We start from the raw sequence: 17553 nt of genomic DNA, 5'->3' as shown, positions 1-17553 counted from the left end.
ATGAGAGGACGTTTAGACGCAAGAAGGACGCTGAAGAGCTTAGTTGCGGATTTGAGGATGTATAGGATGTAGGGAAATTATAAGTCAAGGTAGCATCATTTATGCTATGGTTGTCATAGTATGGATATACCGCATAATCGCCGATGGTTCCGTTTATTACGCCGTCAAAAGTACCGCTTGCAGTTCCAATGCCATTTTTTAAGCTAAGGGCTGAAAAGCTACTGGCGTTTTGGGAAGTAGTAACACCTAATTGGTCTTTTTTTGACCAGTAGAATTTGCCATCACTTGCAAACCCCGCACGTGTACTGGAATGGTTTCCTTCCACGGTAGCGCTCAGTATGCCTTTTGTGGAAGTGGAAATCAATTCTTCATCATTTTCATTGCTACAAGCCGTTATCAGGAATGTGGCCATAGCCAGACTAATTAAAGATCTGATTTTCATTTTTACTAATTTAAATTCATTTTTTATAGACGTGTAAATTTACATACAAACCGAATTTCCGGAAAAGTTATCAATTCCAGTTTCCGTCTTCACCTCCAGAACTTACCGCAAATCCTTTTTCTACTTCTACTTCTACCACTTCCACCTGGGGAGCTTCGTAACTTTCAATAAAAATTTCCTTGTCCATGACAAAAATCTTTTAAGGGTTAAAACAATAATGAATATTAAATATTTATATTATTCAAATCAACTTCTCTTTGTAAGAGAGGTGGGTATATCCGTTATCAATTGATAGTCAGCGATATAGAATACAGTGAATTGTAGCGTTCACTCCACAAATGTTACTATATACCAAACAGAACAGACTGTCAGTTGCATTTTTTAAGCAAATAAATGTGCTAATTGCTATAAAATTCTTATTTTTGCATCAACAATCACCTCTCTTACAAAGAGATATAATTTCTCTTACAAAGAGACTTTGTATTCGCTCAACAACCCTGCATGTTACAGGGATTTCAGGATCAGGCTGTTCGCCTTGTCAACCGCCGCCGTATCCAATGAAGCGAGATAGATGCGCGTGGTAGCTTCCGAGTCATGTCCCATGCCCTCGCTGATTACTGACAGTGGAACGTTCTTGCTTCGGGCTATACTCGCCCAGGCATGCCGCGCGACGTACATTGTAAGCGGTACGGGTATCTCCAGCCGTTTACCGATGACTTTCAGGGCGCGGTTGACGTTGTGTGCCGTATTGATGTACTGTTTCCTTTCTTCCACACCGCTTTCAGGGCTGATGACGGGTAGCAGATAGGTGGAGTATTCCGTATTGTACTTGTCCGCTATCTCCTGCATGCATTTCTCCCATTTGATGAAAAGCTGCTGTCCGGTCTTGCGGCGTCGATAGGACAAAATACCGTTATTCAAGTCCTTCTTGCGCAGGTAGGCCATGTCCACGAATGACATGCCACGAGTATAGAATGAAAAAAGGAACATGTTACGGGCAAAATCCAATGCCGGGCTTGATGAGAGGTCCAGCTCCTTGATTTTCCTGACTGCCATAAGGGGTATGGCCCGTTTGGCGGTCTTCTCCACTCCCGTATAAACGTGCTTAAAGGGAAATTTCTGCTCGACCAGTCCTTTTTCCACTGCACGGTTATAGACAGCACGCAGGTTACGCATATAGAATGAGGAAGTGTTGGGGCTGACACCGTTCCTTTTCAGATAGGCTTCGTATGCCACCATCATGTCTGAATCCATGTCGTCCAAAAGCAGGTCACCACCTTTCCTGAAACGTTTGAAGCTGCTCAGCGTTGTAGTGTATGTTTCCCGGGTTCGTGCCTTGCCCAATGCTTTCAGACGGGCGATGACACTCTCCATGAATCCGAATAGAAGGTTTCCCGGCTCGTCCGCCGTAAAACCGGCCATTACGTCATCCGCAGAGTAGGCATGTCCGCTGACTTCCAGCGTGTCAATGACCTTGTGGAATCTTCGTATATCTGCCGCCACGCTGTTCCTGATTTCCGACAGGTAAGTTTTCCGGTTCCCGTCGGCCGATGGCAGCACTACTTCGGACAAGTTGCTGTCCCATTCGTCGGCGTGAAGACGGTAGCCTGTCTTTTGCTGACGGGCTATGCGGTTGTGTATCACCCGGTAGAATAATGTTCCTTGTCCACCATCGGTTGTCGATGGTCTGAACTTGATCTTTACGCTTGCCATAACCTTATCGGGATTTTGAAGGTTTGTTTCCGATCGAGTCAGCCCTATTCTCCTGTTCCCTTGCAGTCTGCTCTTTCAGACGTACCTCCTCGTAGGTTTCCACGTCCTTGCGTATCTGTTTAATCTTCCCGTTGTCCTGGTTGAGCTCGAAGAGATTTTCCAGTCCGGCGATGCTTTCGGGCGATGCTTCGCCCTTCATCCTGATGTAACGGTACTTCAAGTCGTTGTCGATGCGGTCATAATCCTGTCTCCTCTCGGAATAGAGCGTCGAGGCTAACAGGGCTATCAGAAGGACGATACCGATGACAATCGCCCAGTCCCATCTGTTCTCAAGCGCAAACGAGTGCCGGGTCTCGTTAATATTGTGCCGAATGCTTGCCTCGTCCGTCTTTTGGGTGGCCTGCTCTAACAGTTCTCTGATTTTCCCGAAATCCGGCTGTTCCCTTCGGGCAATCCCGTCTATCCGGTTGTTGATTGCATTCAGGCAATCCGTAATGTTCCCGGCGAACTTCGCCAGTCCGGCCTCCGTACGCTGGCCAGCTTCCTCGATCAGTGTCTTGAAGGGAGCAATATCCATGTTGGCGGCATTGGTACTGCCGCTTTGCGATGCCTGCCGGCTCTTGCTGATGGTCAGCAGTTCTTCCAGCATGGCGATGATGGTTCCTGTGTTTTCTTTCATCTTGATTGTTTTTTAGGTTGTTGTTAAATTTTAAATCCCTTGTTCTTCTTCTTTTTCTTCTTCCGTTGCATCAGCCGGCGGAATGCGGCTTTCTCCGGAGTCTCGGTGCAGGATGAAGGGGGGGGGAGGTCCAGCAGTCCCAATAAACTGCTGATGAGCTCCCCGCTACCGTCTGAAGCCGGGCTGATACCTTGCCGGCAGGATTGTGCCTGCCGTTCCTGAAGACTGTTCCGGTTCAAGGCTGCAGCTATCTTGGAGTAACTGAACTGCCGGTCAATCTTCGAGCCGTTGAAGGAATAGCCGTTCTTACCGAACACCACGCCCTGGATCCCGTCCGTCCACCCCTTGTACTTGAAGCGTACTTCCATCCCTTGTTTCCGCAGATTGGCGATAAGCGTGTCCAGTCACCGCACCTTCCCACTTTCGTTTTAAGAAGAAAAAACAGTTCGTATTTCGTCCTGTCTGGTTCTTTCAGTCGGTTCGTGTTCACCTGCTCCTTGCCCTCCTCGAAGTACAGCCCGTACTTGCGGGTAAGCTCCTTGCAGACGCGTTCGCTGCGGTAGCGGTCGTTCCTGTCACTGATAGTCCTGCCGTTATTGTCGATACGGTTGAAGGCTATATGCACGTGCGGATGCTCCTTGTCGTGATGCCTTCCGATGATATACTGCGTATCGCAGATGCCCATTTTCATCATGTATTCCCGGCTTATCCGCACCATCAGCTCATCGGTTAAGTGTGGCAGGTCCTGCTCGGAAAAGCTGAGCGAGATATGCCCGATGAACTTACCCACCTTCGGATTAAACCGGGACTGGGCGATGAAACTGCGTGCTATCGAGCCGTTGTCGGAGACCAGAACTCCGTCGTGGTCGATAAGCGAGGCCCCTTTTTTCCTGTCAAGGATGTAATCCACAATCCCTTTGGCTCCCGCGCCTTTTACAATCTTCGCGATCATAGGCTGATACGGTCTATGAGGGTTTCCAGCGAAAGCAGCAGGTGTCGGCATTGTCCGGAATGCAGCCTTACGCCCTCCCTGTGTGCCCCCCGGGCCAGCTGGTTCAGGTTGTTCGCCATGCCGCAGAGCTTGCGGATGAAGTCCGCCTGCTCGGTGGTGAGCCTCTCCCTTACCACGCACCCGTCCACCGCCTGCCTCACCATCTCGCTTGCCGAGACACCGGCCTTTCTGGCTTTCGACTTCAGGGCATAGTATTCCCCGGTTGCCATATTTACCGTGATGCGGTATTTGCGTTTCTCGGACAGCCCTTTTGCCGGGCGTCTTCCCCTGTTTCTGTCGGTATCATTCTTCTGTATCATCCGGTTACATTTTTTGCATACGATTCATACTCTGTTTACTTTACAGACCGGCGGGATGTACCTCTTCGGCGGCCTTCGGGAGTAGCTAGTTTCTATATTTTGCCCCCCGAAAAAGAAATCCCGTCAAAATGCCTTTTAATTGAATGGAAATAAAGGCTTACAGCCTCTTCCAAAACTCGAAATCTTCGGTATAAAGTTCGACGTGGTGCCGGACAATATTCTCCAATAAGCCCGAAAGGCTTATGCGGTTCTCGCCGATCTTGCAGGCGAAACGGTCAAGCGTGTCACGCAATTTCCGGCTGATGAAAACCGGCTTGCGGTCTTCAATCCTGTAAGGCCGCATGAAGGTGTTCCGGTACTCCTCCAGCGAAAGTTTGCGTTGTTTGCCGCTTGTCCTGCGCCGGACGGTTGGCCCCGGTGTCTGCCCCGTAATGGAAGAAGGCTCTTCCGGCTGTCCGCGTTCCGTTTCCGGAACGGGGGCAGGTTGTTCCATGCTTTCAGGCTCATCAAAAATGGGAGCCATTGTTTCTGAAACTGTTTCCCCATGTGTTTCTGTACCAGACTTTGATGAAGGCAGATCCAGTCCCATCACCTGCATCAGTTCCTCGTCACTGAAATTTTGCTTTTTTTTCATCCTTACTAATGTTTGAACAATTAATACTGTGGTCATCGTATGTTTACATGACCTTTTGTCACTTGCAAAGAAAGTATGCATTGTATTAAATCACAACAGATTGGATGCAGGTTGGCAATTATGCGTCGTATTGCTTCTTGGAATGCTTTGTATATGGCGACGCTTTCCATGTTCTGCCGGTGTTGAACGGGCAGACATGAGAATGGGCGGAAGGAATAGTGGTTTCAAGTATGGGAATGGAACGGTTGTTACCGGCTTTCCGATAGTGGAACGGTGGTCATGTTACCGGTCGCTTCCGACCGTTACCGAATGTATGGAATCCTGGTCTGTCGGATAAATCAGGTGATGGAAGGTACCACTGCCGGAAGGTCGGAAAGATGCGCTCATGGATGCTGTAATCCCTCTGGCGGGGGGACATATTTTATTATGTTATTCCAGAATTGGGGTATGCTATTCGTACAGGCTGCCTTTGTGACGGACAGTTCCTCCATAAAAAGGTCTGTCCGGTCAGTATGCCACTGCCACCGCCGGATAGCCCTTGTACGGTTGTCTGCATGGTTAGTTATAAGGCAGTTTGGCTTGTTGTAATGTTGGTTGGTTAGTTTGTTATAAGGGGCTGAGCTCGTTGCTCAATATCCTGCTGAGGTACATGCTGCCGTCGCGGCATACCGTGATCACCCGCTTGCCCTTGTAGGTCAGTGCCGGGTGGGAGTTGCTCTTGTTGTAAACTGTCAGTTTCATACGATCCAATTTTAGTTTATTATTAATTATAGAGTTATCATCATGCCGCGTCTCTGGCGGCTATCAATCTCCTCCGGGCTGTGAACGTCCGGTTGGCGCGGACGGATTCCAGCATGACCTGTGCCCGGCGGGTTATCACCGATGTCTTCTCGCCCATGTGCCTGGCGATGGTACGGAACGAGCTGCCCGTCTCGTAGAAGCGCAGCATGAACATTCTGTAATCCTCGTAGGAGAAATGCCGCCTGAGGAACTTCTGGATGTCCCTCACCAGCATGTCGCATCCGGTAAGCATCTCTTCCCATTCCTCCGTCTCTTCCCTGTCATCCGTTTCTCCCGGCGTGATGAAATACCCGTCACCGGGGCAGGAGTAGCGGCTGTTATCCCTCATTCCGGCCTGCACCATTTTCCGGTAACAGCCGAAAAAATAGGATTCCCAGTTTTCTATCCCTTCCCTTGAGAACATCACCTGCTTCCTGACTGCCAGGTAAGCGTCGTGGAACACGTCCTCGTCTGTTTTCCCGTGGTAGATGGAGATTCTCTCCTTCAGTCTCGCGTATGAACGGTTGAACCATTCGTTGAAGTCTTTCACGTCTTTAGCTGCCATATTTCTTTCATTTTATTGGTTATACATCCGGCCTGTTGTGCAGGCACTCCTGTTTCTTTGTATGCCTTACAGCCGCTCTCCCGCCGGAACGACATCAAGGCTCGGCAGGAAAAAATACCGGAGCGCGAAGCGTGAGGATGATTTTTTCCCCGCCGACCCGAAGAGCCCGGCCTTGCGCTCCGGTGGGGGACGACTACCTTTGCCTCAAAGAAACGGGGGTGTCGTGTCCTTCTGAAAAAATCATCTGCCCCCGTTACATCCTCCGGAATGAAGATTTTGACATGTAGTCATATCATCCGGCATGAAACATTATGTCAGGAGATGACATGTGCGGACAGGTCCATTGTAATACGATTTTTCCTGCCTTTATTTGCAACGGGGCAACAATTGGGAACGGTGCGGAACTGCCTGATATGGTGATACCGGCACCACAAGCGACCATTTCTCCGGATGGTATGAATTTGGAGTATCAATATAAAATCGGAATGTGATGGAAATCGTATGTTTTGAAAGGAAGGCGTTCGAGGAATTTGCCATGAAGATCGAACAGTTCATACAGAGGGTGGAGGAAATTCCCCATTTGAATCTGAAAGGCGTGAAGGGGACGGGCGGCTGGCTCGACCACCAGGATATCTGCATGAAGCTGAAAATCAGCAAGCGCACCTTGCAGACCTTGCGGAATAACGGCACGCTCGCCTATACCAAGATAGGCAACCGTACCACCTGCCGGAAGACGTGGAGCGTATCGACTGGCTGTCGGTGATGATTGACGGCATCTCCAGAGATGGCGGGATTCCGCCAAAAGAAGACGTGTACCTGTGCGACAAGGAGGTGGCGTGTATGTTGAAAGTCAGCCGCAGGACACTGGGCGAGTACCGGAGCAACGGCACGCTGCCTTACTACATTCTCGGTGGCAAGGTCTTGTACAAGAGGAGCGAGATCAAGCAGGGGTTGAACCGGGAATACAAGGGTGTAGGCAAGACGCGGGGAAGCGGATGAAGATTATATTTCCCTTTCTATTACGCACATGCGCAGGCTGCAGGTGTTAAGTCCGCATAAGGCTGGACATTTCGTACGCCAGCCATAGACTGTTTCTTTGAGGTGAGGGAGTTTGCCGTCTGGAAAAAAGAACCTCTTTTGGGACTTTGTCACAAAGTCGTCCCCTGCCTGGTATCAGGCTGTAATTCCTGTATGTGATCCTTTTCTGACTGTTCCCATCGGATCGGTCGTTTCTGCTGTACACGTTATCTTGCCCCCTGACCTTGCCTCCTGTCGGAAAGTACGGGCTATCTTGAATCGCAGCAGACACGACCGTAACAGTATGTTTCAATCCTGCCTGATTTTTTTAACTTAATAGTAAAGAGGCTGTACCACCTTTGTGACCGGATATGAAACCGGGAATTTGTTTTTGACGGTTGCTGAAAAGAAAGATCAAAGGTGTTTTGCATGTTCCGTAAAAATCGTACCTTTACATAAAGTGAGTTGTATATCAACGCAATTGATGCAAGCATGTAGAAACCATATTCTTAGCGGATTATGTGATTCTTCCCCAAATAATAAATATAGATATATGAGTGGGAGGGAATAAAAGTTTTCTTCCTACTTTCATTTCTGACATATATTTTCGAATGTGACGAAAGAGGCGGCAAGCGGGTGAGGGCAAAGGTATAAAAAAACAAACTTCTGAAAAATTTATTATGCGGACTAACGAAAAATAATGTATCATCCCCATATAGATTTACTAGTGATCCCGTATAAGGAGCTTACACCCATCAAAGCTTGTTCTTGTTAAGACAAATAAAAAAAGGAACATATTGTTCCTTTTTAAGTACACCCTCAGGGATTCGAACCCTGGACCCACTGATTAAGAGTCAGTTGCTCTACCAACTGAGCTAAGAGTGCATTCCTTATTTCTTGTTTGCGGGTGCAAAAGTAGTCCTTTTATTTTATTCGTGCAAACAAAACGGGGTATTTTTTGCGATGAAATGAGATTTTTTATTCAAACTCGTATAAATCAGAAGGAGTAGTACGCTTCAAAGCACACAACTGTACATCCTTTCCTACGATAATTCCTTTTTCCCTTAATTTCCATTCCACTGTTTTATATGCCAATTCAGGATGATTGTTGTCCTTGCTCAAATGGCAAAGCCAAATATACTGTAAATGTTCCGTCATATTTTCCGAAAGAAATTCAGCAGTAGCAATATTACTCATGTGTCCGGTGCGGCTGGTAATCCGTTCTTTTAGGTATTGTGGGTAAGTACCCATGCGTAACATTTCCTCATCGTAGTTGGCTTCCAATATCAGATAATTGGCCTTTCTGATATATTCTGCGGCCGTAGGAGTGATTTCACCAAGGTCTGTAAGAAAAGCAAACACTTTTCCGTCTATCTCAATACAATAGCCCACATTGTCCGTACCGTCATGAGGTACCTCGAAAGATTCGATATGAAAATCTTCCAACTGCATGGGTTGCTGCTTTTCCAGGTAACGGACAGACGAATATAACTTTTCTGTCATGCAATAGCTCCGGTTGATACCCTCATGAATCCGGGCAGTTGTATAAATAGGAATATTCTGTTTCTCACCCAATCCGCCTACCGCTTTAATATGATCTGCATGGTCGTGCGTAACAAATACCGCACGTATCATTTCCATGCTGATACCTGCTTCTTTCAGTCCTTTTTTTATCGTCCGTACTGCAATGCCGGCGTCGATGAGTATTCCATATTTTTCTGTGCCTATATAATAACAGTTACCGCTGCTTCCACTGGCAAGGCTTATAAATTTTACTTTCATCCTAATCTCCTTAATTACAAAAAAGCCGTCGCTTTTAAAAAAAGTGACGGCAAATATACAAAAAGTATGCAATATATAAACCTTATGCCTTCTTCTTTTTGTCGATGAATTCGGTAGTTTTGGCAAAAACGAATAATGCTATTGCTGCAACCAATCCTATAGCAGCGAAATAATACCAGATATAATGTGCATTGACACTGGCTGCTTCCCACGCTTCGCGGGTTTCAAACAAGACTGGATCAGGACAATATTTTGTCAGAAGCACCCCCGCAATACCAAACCCGAAAATAGAAGAGAGGAATGAATGAAGATGACTGAAACCGAGGTACATACCTTCTTCACCTTTGGGGGCCTGCAAAGAAAAGTACTCCAGATAACGCGGTGAGATAAAACATTCTGCCAAAGCTTGCACAACAATACCAAGTACCATCATTAAAGTAATATTGCTCATGCCGGAAATAATATCGTTGCCCAGCAAATTACCGCATGCCATCAGCAATGCCGATACCGGAATAAGAAACATGCCTATATTCATAGAAGTAATAGCTGTGCGCTTTGCCATCCACCGGGTGATAAAACTTACGCAGCAAACCACTACAAACGGGTTTACATTGGCTATCCACCCCGGTTTGGCTGTTTCACCCGCCATACGGATGACATATTTGGGCATAGTTGCATAGAGCTGTTGCTGCACCATCCAAAAGCCGGTTACGATGAGGATAAGAATCAACAAACGCCAATTAGTGATAATACGCAGAAAACCTTGCCCAATTTCACGCATGCTTTTCCCTTCACCTGCTGTATGTGCCGATTTATACAATAAGACGACAGCCAATAATGCAAGCACCGTCATGGCAGCCGAGAAGTAATTGATATAAATATAAGCCTGCTCACCGATAACATTCCGTAGAGGATCGACCACCGTTTTTCCGGTAAAAGCTCCTATATTCACCATCATATAGAAGATGGAATAGCCGCGAGCACGGGTAGCCTCTGTTGTTTCCTTAGCCACCGATCCCGATATGATAGACTTGATGAACGAGCCTCCTACCATGATAACAAACAATACGGGGATAATCATCCAACGGTCATTACTATCCGGCAATCCGGAAAAACGGGTTGTCTCACCATACTCCACCAGACCGGCTGCTTCCAGTAGGGTGGGAAGCAATCCCAAGCCCAAATACCCGATGGAAAGCAGTGAAAAAGCAATAATCATCGACTTTCGGAAACCTATCTTATCGGCATATGCGCCCGTAAAGATGGGCAACAAATAGAGCCCTCCCGAAAACAGACCGGAAATCATGCTTGACTCAAAATCATTGAAACCTAAAATATTGGAAAGATAAATGGTAAGAACAATAAATACGGCATAATATGCCATGCGTTCGAACAGTTCTACTGTACTGCTTACCCAAAAAGCTCTGCTGAAGCCTTTGGAAGCGGGTTGGGGTGATGTCATCATCCTTTTGTACGATTAAAATTTATGTATTAAATGAAAAAATAAGTGCAAAAATACGGAATTAATATCGTGTTTGCAAGATATTAATTTTCTGCAAACACAATATTAATAAGTTGCAGACAAGATATTAACTTCCCATTTATCACTATTTATCTTTTCATTTATATAGAATACTCCGTATCTTTGGGCGCTTTTATAAAAACGACCATTCATGAAAGATAAAATCGAATTCATGGCTTTTGATGCTGATGACACACTGTGGGAAAGCGAACTTTATATTCAGGAGTTCGAGCACAAATTCTGTAACCTTTTAAGACAATATCTACCTGCTTCATCCATATCACAAAGGTTTTTTGAAACAGAAATGAAGAATCTCCATATGTATGGCTATGGGCTGAAGAGCATAATGCTCAGTATGACTGAAACCATCTGCAAAGTGACAGACGGAAACGGGAGTATACGTCTTATAGAAGAAGTAATAGGATGGGGACAAGAGCTTCTGCAGAAACCGGTCACACTGCTGGAAGGCGTAAAGGAGACTATATCGTCACTTCATGGGAAATATAAATTGGTGTTGGCCACTAAGGGGGACTTGTTCGACCAGAAAAGAAAAATAGAAGCTTCCGGACTGCGAGAATATTTCCATCATATCGAAATTATGAGTGACAAGAAAATCGATGATTACCAGAGGCTGATTGATACATTGGGCTGTCCGCCTGAAAAACTCCTGATGGTAGGTAATTCTGTAAAATCAGACATACTTCCGGTATTGGAACTTGGGGGATACGCTGCCCATATACCATACCACGTGACTTGGGCATACGAGCAACATGAAGGGGAAATACGACATCCCAATTTTATACGATTGGATAGTATCAAAGGAATATTAGATAAGCTATAAGTTATGGGTGAAACTGCATAACTTATAGCTTACTATTGCTTTTTAGAATTGGAAGAAATTCTTAGCGTTATAATAGCTGATATCTTCAATCATCTGGTTTACGCGTTCCATCTCGGAAATAGGAATTTCACCATTTTCTACATCACGGCCTACAAGATTACACAATGTACGGCGGAAATATTCATGACGCGGATAGGAGAGGAAAGAACGGGAATCGGTCAGCATACCAACAAATCGACTCAATAAGCCCAGTACAGAAAGGGCATTCATCTGTTTTTCCATACCATCCTTCTGGTCAAGGAACCACCAACCGGAACCGAATTGAATCTTACCGGCAACCGTACCATCCTGGAAGTTGCCCAGCATAGTAGCAATGACTTCGTTGGCGCATGGATTCAAATTATAAAGAATAGTCTTGGTCAGCTTACCATTGGAGTTTAAGCGATCGAGAAATTTAGCCATAGCTTTTGCTGTAGTAAATTCGCCAATGGAATCAAAACCGGTATCAGGACCTAACAGCTTGAACATCTTACTATTGTTGTTGCGAATAGCACCATAATGGAACTGTTGTGTCCAACCTTTCTCCCAATCCATTTCGCCAAATATAACCAGCATGGCTGACTTGAACTTCAGGATTTCCTCCTTCGTCAGTTCTGCACCGCCATATACCTTATTAAAGATGGCCTTGATTTCAACTTCCGTGTAATCCTCGGCATAGAATTCTTCAATTCCGTGGTCAGACAGTTTACATCCTTGTTCCGCGAAAAAATCGTGACGCTTACGCAAGGCAGCAACCATATCGTCAAAGCTGGAAATAGCCACATCGCTCACTTCGGCTAACTTTTCTATATATGCGCGAAAATCGGCAGGAATTTCCACCGCCATTGCCTTATCCGGACGCCAAGTAGGCAACATCTTGATTTCAAAGCCGCTCTCACGTGTCTTGATATGGTATTCCAAGGAATCAATAGGATCATCTGTAGTACAAACCACTTCCACATGATAACGGCGCATCATGCCACGGGCGGAATATCCAGGCTGTTTCAGCTTCTCATTACATTCATCATAAATTTCACGGGCCGTATGAGGATTCAGAATTTTATCGATTCCAAAAGCGGTCTTCAATTCAAGGTGGGTCCAGTGGTACAACGGATTACGGAAAGTATAAGGTACCGTTTCGGCCCACTTCTCAAACTTTTCCCAATCTGTAGTATCCTTACCGGTACAGAAACGTTCGTCCACACCATTGGTACGCATCGCACGCCACTTGTAGTGGTCACCTCCCAACCAAATCTCAGTCAACGACTTAAACTGGTAATCTTCTGCCACCATTTTGGGAATCAGGTGACAGTGATAGTCGATAATCGGCATCTTCGCCGCATGCTCGTGGTACAACCTCTGTGCTGTTTCCGTTTGCAGCAGGAAGTTCCCGTCCATAAAGTTCTTCATCTTCTTGTGTTTTAAGTGTATAAAAATATTACTTTTTGTCTATTATACCTATATAGTATTGATTGTAAAGCTAATAGGTGATATATCTGTTTTTAGTTTTATTAACCGTTATCGAACACAAAAGTAGAAATTTTACTTGGAGGAACAAAATAATTCGTATCTTTGCGGCGAATATTTATAATATTTAAGCTTCAGATGTCTCACCTTTACCGCCTTAGGCAGCATACCTCAAGATGGAAAACAAGAACTATACCATTAAAGACATCGCACGCATGGCCGGCGTCTCTGCCGGCACTGTAGACCGCGTACTGCACAACCGCGGAGACGTATCCGTTTCCAGTAGAGAAAAAGTCCAGAAAGTACTCGACGAGATAGATTATCATCCCAATATGTTTGCCATCGGGCTGGCGGCTAAAAAGCGCTATCATATTGTCTGCATTATACCTTATTATATAGAACATGATTATTGGCATGCTGTAGCAGCGGGAATTGACCGTGCCGCACAAGAATTACGGCCGTTCAATGTTGGAGTTAGCTATCTCTACTATCGGCATGCGGACAAATCCTCCTATAAAGAAGCATGTGCTGTGCTCCGGGAGGAAAATGCCGACGCCGTACTTGTTGCCCCGAATTTCCGAGAGGAGACTATAGAACTCACTACTTATTTGGAGGAAGCGGATATTCCCTATGCATTCATAGACTTCAATATTGAACAGACGCATGCCTTGTGTTATATCGGACAAGATTCCAAAACCAGCGGATACATTGCTGCCAAGATTCTGATGCGTAGCTATGAAAAAGGGCAGGAGCTTGTGTTATTCCTGAACAATCAGAAAAACAATCCGGCAGAAATCCAGATGCAACGCCGCCTCGAGGGGTTCATGCAATACCTTTCCGAGGAACATAAGGATTTGACTATCCATGACATTGTGTTGCGCAAGGAAGATACTGACGGCAACAGACGGATGTTGGATGCTTTTTTTAAAGAACATCCCCAAGCCGTACTGGGAGCTGTTTTTAACTCCCGTATTTATCAGGTGGCAAGTTATCTACACGAAAAGGGGCAGAAGTTGGCAGGACTTGTGGGATATGACCTTTTACACAAAAATACAGAGCTCCTGAAAACCGGTGAAGTAACCTTTCTCATCGGTCAACGCCCAGGCCTACAAGGCTATTGTGGCGTGAAGACTTTATGCGACCACGTGATATTTAAAAGACCGGTCACTGCAGTGAAATACATGCCCATCGACATATTGATGAAGGAAAACATAGACTTTTACTTTGAGTTTGAACAATCAAAAAATTACATATCAACCATTTAAATCATTTTTTAAATGAAAGCATTAAACAAAGAAACTGCTCCCAAAGCACAACGCCCGGAACGCATTATCCAGTTTGGCGAAGGTAATTTCCTTCGTGCATTTGTGGATTGGATTATTTATAACATGAATCAAAAGACCAATTTCAACAGCAATGTGGTAGTGGTCCAACCCATTGATAAAGGTATGGTTGGCATGCTGAATGCCCAGGATGACCTTTATCATGTAAATCTGCAAGGTCTGGATAAAGGAGAAACCATCAACAGTCTGACTATGATAGATGTAATCAGCCGTGCCTTAAACCCCTATACTCAAAACGACGAGTTCATGAAATTGGCCGAACAACCGGAGATGCGTTTTGTCATTTCCAACACGACGGAAGCTGGTATAGCCTTTGACCCTGCTTGTAAGCTGACAGATGCACCGGCGTCTTCTTATCCGGGCAAACTGACACAGCTGTTGTATCACCGCTTCAAGACATTCAACGGCGACAAGAGCAAAGGACTGATTATCTTCCCCTGCGAACTCATCTTCCTGAATGGCCACAAGTTGAAGGAGACAATCTATCAATACATTGAATTATGGCAATTGGGTGATGAGTTCAGAGCTTGGTTTGAGGAAGCCTGCGGTGTGTATGCAACACTGGTGGACCGTATCGTTCCAGGATTCCCCCGCAAAGACATTGCCGCTATAAAAGAAAAGATACAGTACGATGACAATCTGGTAGTGCAGGCTGAAATTTTCCATTTATGGGTCATCGAGGCTCCGCAAAAAGTCGCCAAAGAATTCCCTGCCGACAAAGCCGGACTGAATGTATTGTTTGTTCCTTCTGAAGAACCTTACCACGAAAGAAAAGTAACTTTGCTGAATGGACCTCATACCGTATTGTCTCCAGTAGCCTATCTGTCGGAGGTAAATATTGTACGCGATGCCTGCCAGCATCCTATAATCGGACAATACATCCATAAAGTGATGTTTGACGAGCTGATGGAAACGTTGAACCAGCCGAAAAACGAATTGAAAAAGTTTGCAGAAGATGTATTGGAGCGCTTCAACAATCCGTTTGTTGACCATGCCGTAACCAGTATTATGCTGAACTCTTTCCCTAAATACCAAACCCGTGACCTTCCTGGCCTAAAAACCTACTTGAAACGTAAAGGAGAACTGCCGAAAGGTCTGGTATTGGGACTGGCTGCCATCATCACGTACTACAAAGGAGGTACCCGCGCAGACGGCACAGAAATCATCCCGAATGATGCTCCCGAAATCATGCAGTTATTGAAAGACCTTTGGGCAACGGGGGATACCCGCAAAGTGTCAGAAGGCGTATTGGCAGCCAAAGACCTTATCTGGGGGGAACACGGAGACTTGAATACCGTTCCAGGATTGACAGACATGATTACCTGCTTCTTAAAATCCATCCAAGAAAAAGGCATGCAGGAAACAGTAAAAGGTATTCTTTAATTCCTATGATTTTAAACAAGCAGACCGTACAAAAGGAGTTTTTATACGGTCTGCTTTATTTATACCACATTTGATGGGAAATAATTAAGCCACAGTTTTCTTTTTTGTCTAAAGGCTTTCCTGCTCTGCTGCCCGCAATATAAAAGTAGTGGCACCAATAGTTACAATGGCTCCATCCTCAATGCGAATACGGTCTTTGTCACCCAAAATTTCATTATTAAGGAAAGTTCCCGTCAGGCTGGGAGCATCGCGTAAGGTATAAATCAACACTCCCTGCTTATTACGCTTTACATTAATGATACAGTGACGCCGGTCCATACTCATATCCGAAGTCTCAATCGGCACATCGATAACATTCCCCACGCAACGCCGGCCTATGATATTGTCACCTTCTTGCAATGGAAGTACCTGCTTAAAACCAAACACGTTCTCAATGACCGTGATGCTGCCAAAAGCCTCTTTAAACTCCGCTTCATCCGGACATTCTTCCTTTTGAGGGGCTTTCATCTTTGATTTGCCTAAACGGATACTGAACTGCTTCTTACACTGGTCACATACAAAGACCAGTGATTGGCCTTCGGTATACTTGGTTTCATCGAATGTTAAGTAATTCTCACATTTGGGGCAACGGATACGCTTCATGATAGTTAAAAATTAAAGAATTAAAAAATAAAGCAAGGGTAGATTACTTTCTACTTCTTTAATACCCAAGCGTTCTTATACGTTTCATTTTGGCGAACTCTGTTCAATGCCTGATATGCCTCTGTTTCTGTGCCACAAGACTCAATGCTGACACGCATTTTACCATCTCCAACGATTGCTTTTGCATGAGGATAACCTTTTTCAATCAGTTGCTTTGCCATTGCTTCGGCATCCTTCTCAGTACCTACACTGGCAATGATGATGTGGTATTTCTTTGCAGAGACAAGTGACGGAGCAACAGTCCCTGCCGTTGTCTTTTGAACTTCGCTCTTTATTGTTGCAGATGCTGAAGAGGACACTTCTGCCGCCTGCTGCTTAGGCTGAGAAACAACCGGAGCATTCTGCGCGTTAGCTTGGCCTACCTTAACCTCTCTTACAGCAACCGGAACCACCTTTTTCTTTGCCTTCTGCCCCGTGTTTTTTTGAGCCGACGCTTTCGGAGTGTCGGCCTTCCGGCTAACAACAATCGGATTAATGGCAAGGGATTCCTTTTCTATCATCTCAAAAAGTTCATTCGGAAGTAATTGCGCATAATTTCCTTCAACCACTTCCGTATTCTCTATCGGTGTAGACAAAAAGAAAAACAAGGCAACCACTGCAATCATGGCAACCGCATTCGACAAATAGGAACGGTTGAATTTAATCTCAACCCTTCGCTTTTTGTCTTCCGGCACAACTGGAACAGAATAACGGATGGTCTTTTCCATGTACGGTTTCTTCAGTTCCGCCAGTTCCTGCATTTCAAAACTATCCAGCCCATATAAGTAAGGAGTGGTTATCTTGTGGTCATAGGGAGCAAAGTCATAAGTACCATGAATGGAGTAACGCAATTCGCCAATGTTGGGCAAATCCACCTTACCTTCTTCATGGAGAGCAGTGAATATATATGCCACTTCTTTTTCTACAATCCGCGTAGCATCAGAAAAATCAGTATCATAGACAGCCATATAAGATTGTACAAGTAAGCCGTCATTCATCTTCAGTTGAGGATTGAAACCGATAATACGAGTAGGGGGCAGAAAAACATTCTCTTCTGCTACTCTCATTGCCGGAGTATAATGGGCTACAAATCCTCCCAAACCGGGAACAATGACACAATCGTTCTCCAATAACAATACTTCTATGTGCTGTGCTAATTCAATCATGCCACAAAAGTAGCGGAAATATCGGATATACGCTAGTTTCAGAGCTTTTTTCTTATCAACAAATTATGAACACTGCACATTGAAAATGCATTAAAAAAGGTTTTTGGGCAAGAGAAAGGATTTTTACCGGAAAATTTTCTACTTTTGTACCGTTTAGCTATGCTTGTCAATAATAGAAGGACAATTGA

At 45.2% G+C, this 17553-nt stretch carries 15 protein-coding genes, 1 tRNA gene and 3 pseudogenes; 5 read left to right on the top strand and 14 right to left on the bottom strand.

The window, feature by feature from the left end; genetic code table 11:
- From DWY57_RS19945 to DWY57_RS19915, 8 genes and pseudogenes are all read right to left on the bottom strand, one after another.
- Window positions 1-412 (bottom strand): annotated as a pseudogene (locus DWY57_RS19945) (hypothetical protein); the annotation flags it as partial.
- A gap of 534 nt (window positions 413-946) precedes the next feature.
- Window positions 947-2155, bottom strand: coding sequence for a site-specific integrase (locus DWY57_RS19940; RefSeq protein WP_117599635.1), 1209 nt, complete (start codon window positions 2153-2155; stop codon window positions 947-949).
- 4 nt (window positions 2156-2159) lie between these two features.
- Window positions 2160-2834: a hypothetical protein gene (locus DWY57_RS19935; protein ID WP_119962324.1), complete on the bottom strand. Its 675-nt coding sequence runs from the start codon at window positions 2832-2834 to the stop codon at window positions 2160-2162.
- Window positions 2835-2857: 23 nt separating this feature from the next.
- A pseudogene (locus DWY57_RS19930) lies at window positions 2858-3786 on the bottom strand (relaxase/mobilization nuclease domain-containing protein).
- Window positions 3783-4145 carry a plasmid mobilization relaxosome protein MobC gene (gene mobC / locus DWY57_RS19925; protein ID WP_119962323.1) on the bottom strand — a complete coding sequence of 121 codons (363 nt, stop codon included), beginning with the start codon at window positions 4143-4145 and terminating at the stop codon, window positions 3783-3785. The pseudogene DWY57_RS19930 and the gene mobC overlap by 4 nt, the downstream one beginning before the upstream one ends.
- Before the next feature lie 157 nt (window positions 4146-4302).
- On the bottom strand, window positions 4303-4779 hold the full coding sequence (locus tag DWY57_RS19920) for a DUF3408 domain-containing protein (protein WP_119962322.1): 477 nt from the start codon (window positions 4777-4779) through the stop codon (window positions 4303-4305).
- A 606-nt stretch (window positions 4780-5385) separates the two neighbouring features.
- Window positions 5386-5520, bottom strand: a complete 135-nt coding sequence (locus DWY57_RS21575) for a hypothetical protein (RefSeq protein ID WP_255461548.1) — start codon at window positions 5518-5520, stop codon at window positions 5386-5388.
- A gap of 40 nt (window positions 5521-5560) precedes the next feature.
- Window positions 5561-6124 (bottom strand): helix-turn-helix domain-containing protein, encoded by a 564-nt coding sequence (locus tag DWY57_RS19915; RefSeq protein ID WP_119962321.1) that lies wholly within the window; start codon window positions 6122-6124, stop codon window positions 5561-5563.
- A 490-nt stretch (window positions 6125-6614) separates the two neighbouring features.
- Here DWY57_RS19915 and DWY57_RS21135 point away from each other — a divergent pair.
- Together DWY57_RS21135 and DWY57_RS19905 are read left to right on the top strand one after the other, a co-directional pair.
- Window positions 6615-6871, top strand: a pseudogene (locus DWY57_RS21135) (helix-turn-helix domain-containing protein); the annotation flags it as partial.
- Between the two features lie 15 nt (window positions 6872-6886).
- The gene (locus DWY57_RS19905) at window positions 6887-7123 is read left to right on the top strand and encodes a helix-turn-helix domain-containing protein (RefSeq protein ID WP_181980940.1); all 237 of its coding nucleotides are present in this window, start codon (window positions 6887-6889) and stop codon (window positions 7121-7123) included.
- A gap of 830 nt (window positions 7124-7953) precedes the next feature.
- Here DWY57_RS19905 and DWY57_RS19900 read toward each other — a convergent pair.
- From DWY57_RS19900 to DWY57_RS19890, 3 genes are all read right to left on the bottom strand, one after another.
- Window positions 7954-8026 (bottom strand) — tRNA-Lys (locus tag DWY57_RS19900).
- 93 nt (window positions 8027-8119) lie between these two features.
- Entirely contained in the window at window positions 8120-8923 is an 804-nt protein-coding gene (locus tag DWY57_RS19895) for an MBL fold metallo-hydrolase (RefSeq protein ID WP_025835841.1), read from the bottom strand.
- A gap of 82 nt (window positions 8924-9005) precedes the next feature.
- The gene (locus DWY57_RS19890; RefSeq protein ID WP_005825496.1) at window positions 9006-10388 is read right to left on the bottom strand and encodes an MFS transporter; all 1383 of its coding nucleotides are present in this window, start codon (window positions 10386-10388) and stop codon (window positions 9006-9008) included.
- Between the two features lie 208 nt (window positions 10389-10596).
- On the opposite strand from DWY57_RS19890, the gene DWY57_RS19885 reads away from it, so the two are divergent.
- Window positions 10597-11286, top strand: a complete 690-nt coding sequence (locus tag DWY57_RS19885) for an HAD family hydrolase (protein WP_119962320.1) — start codon at window positions 10597-10599, stop codon at window positions 11284-11286.
- Window positions 11287-11328: 42 nt separating this feature from the next.
- Here the strand turns inward: DWY57_RS19885 and uxaC are convergent, their stop codons facing one another.
- Entirely contained in the window at window positions 11329-12735 is a 1407-nt protein-coding gene (gene uxaC, locus DWY57_RS19880; protein WP_119962319.1) for a glucuronate isomerase, read from the bottom strand.
- Between the two features lie 233 nt (window positions 12736-12968).
- Between uxaC and DWY57_RS19875 the strand changes: the two genes are divergently transcribed.
- Together DWY57_RS19875 and DWY57_RS19870 are read left to right on the top strand one after the other, a co-directional pair.
- The gene (locus DWY57_RS19875; RefSeq protein WP_119962318.1) at window positions 12969-14057 is read left to right on the top strand and encodes a substrate-binding domain-containing protein; all 1089 of its coding nucleotides are present in this window, start codon (window positions 12969-12971) and stop codon (window positions 14055-14057) included.
- Window positions 14058-14069: 12 nt separating this feature from the next.
- On the top strand, window positions 14070-15518 hold the full coding sequence (locus DWY57_RS19870; RefSeq protein WP_119962317.1) for a tagaturonate reductase: 1449 nt from the start codon (window positions 14070-14072) through the stop codon (window positions 15516-15518).
- 108 nt (window positions 15519-15626) lie between these two features.
- Here the strand turns inward: DWY57_RS19870 and DWY57_RS19865 are convergent, their stop codons facing one another.
- Together DWY57_RS19865 and DWY57_RS19860 are read right to left on the bottom strand one after the other, a co-directional pair.
- Window positions 15627-16160, bottom strand: coding sequence for an FHA domain-containing protein (locus DWY57_RS19865; RefSeq protein ID WP_119962316.1), 534 nt, complete (start codon window positions 16158-16160; stop codon window positions 15627-15629).
- 50 nt (window positions 16161-16210) lie between these two features.
- Window positions 16211-17365: an SPOR domain-containing protein gene (locus tag DWY57_RS19860; protein ID WP_119962315.1), complete on the bottom strand. Its 1155-nt coding sequence runs from the start codon at window positions 17363-17365 to the stop codon at window positions 16211-16213.
- Window positions 17366-17553: the final 188 nt, after the last annotated feature.

It is taken from the genome of Bacteroides sp. AF25-5LB (assembly GCF_003602965.1).
Lineage (GTDB): Bacteria > Bacteroidota > Bacteroidia > Bacteroidales > Bacteroidaceae > Bacteroides > Bacteroides uniformis.
This window is presented reverse-complemented; position numbering and strand designations above follow the sequence as displayed.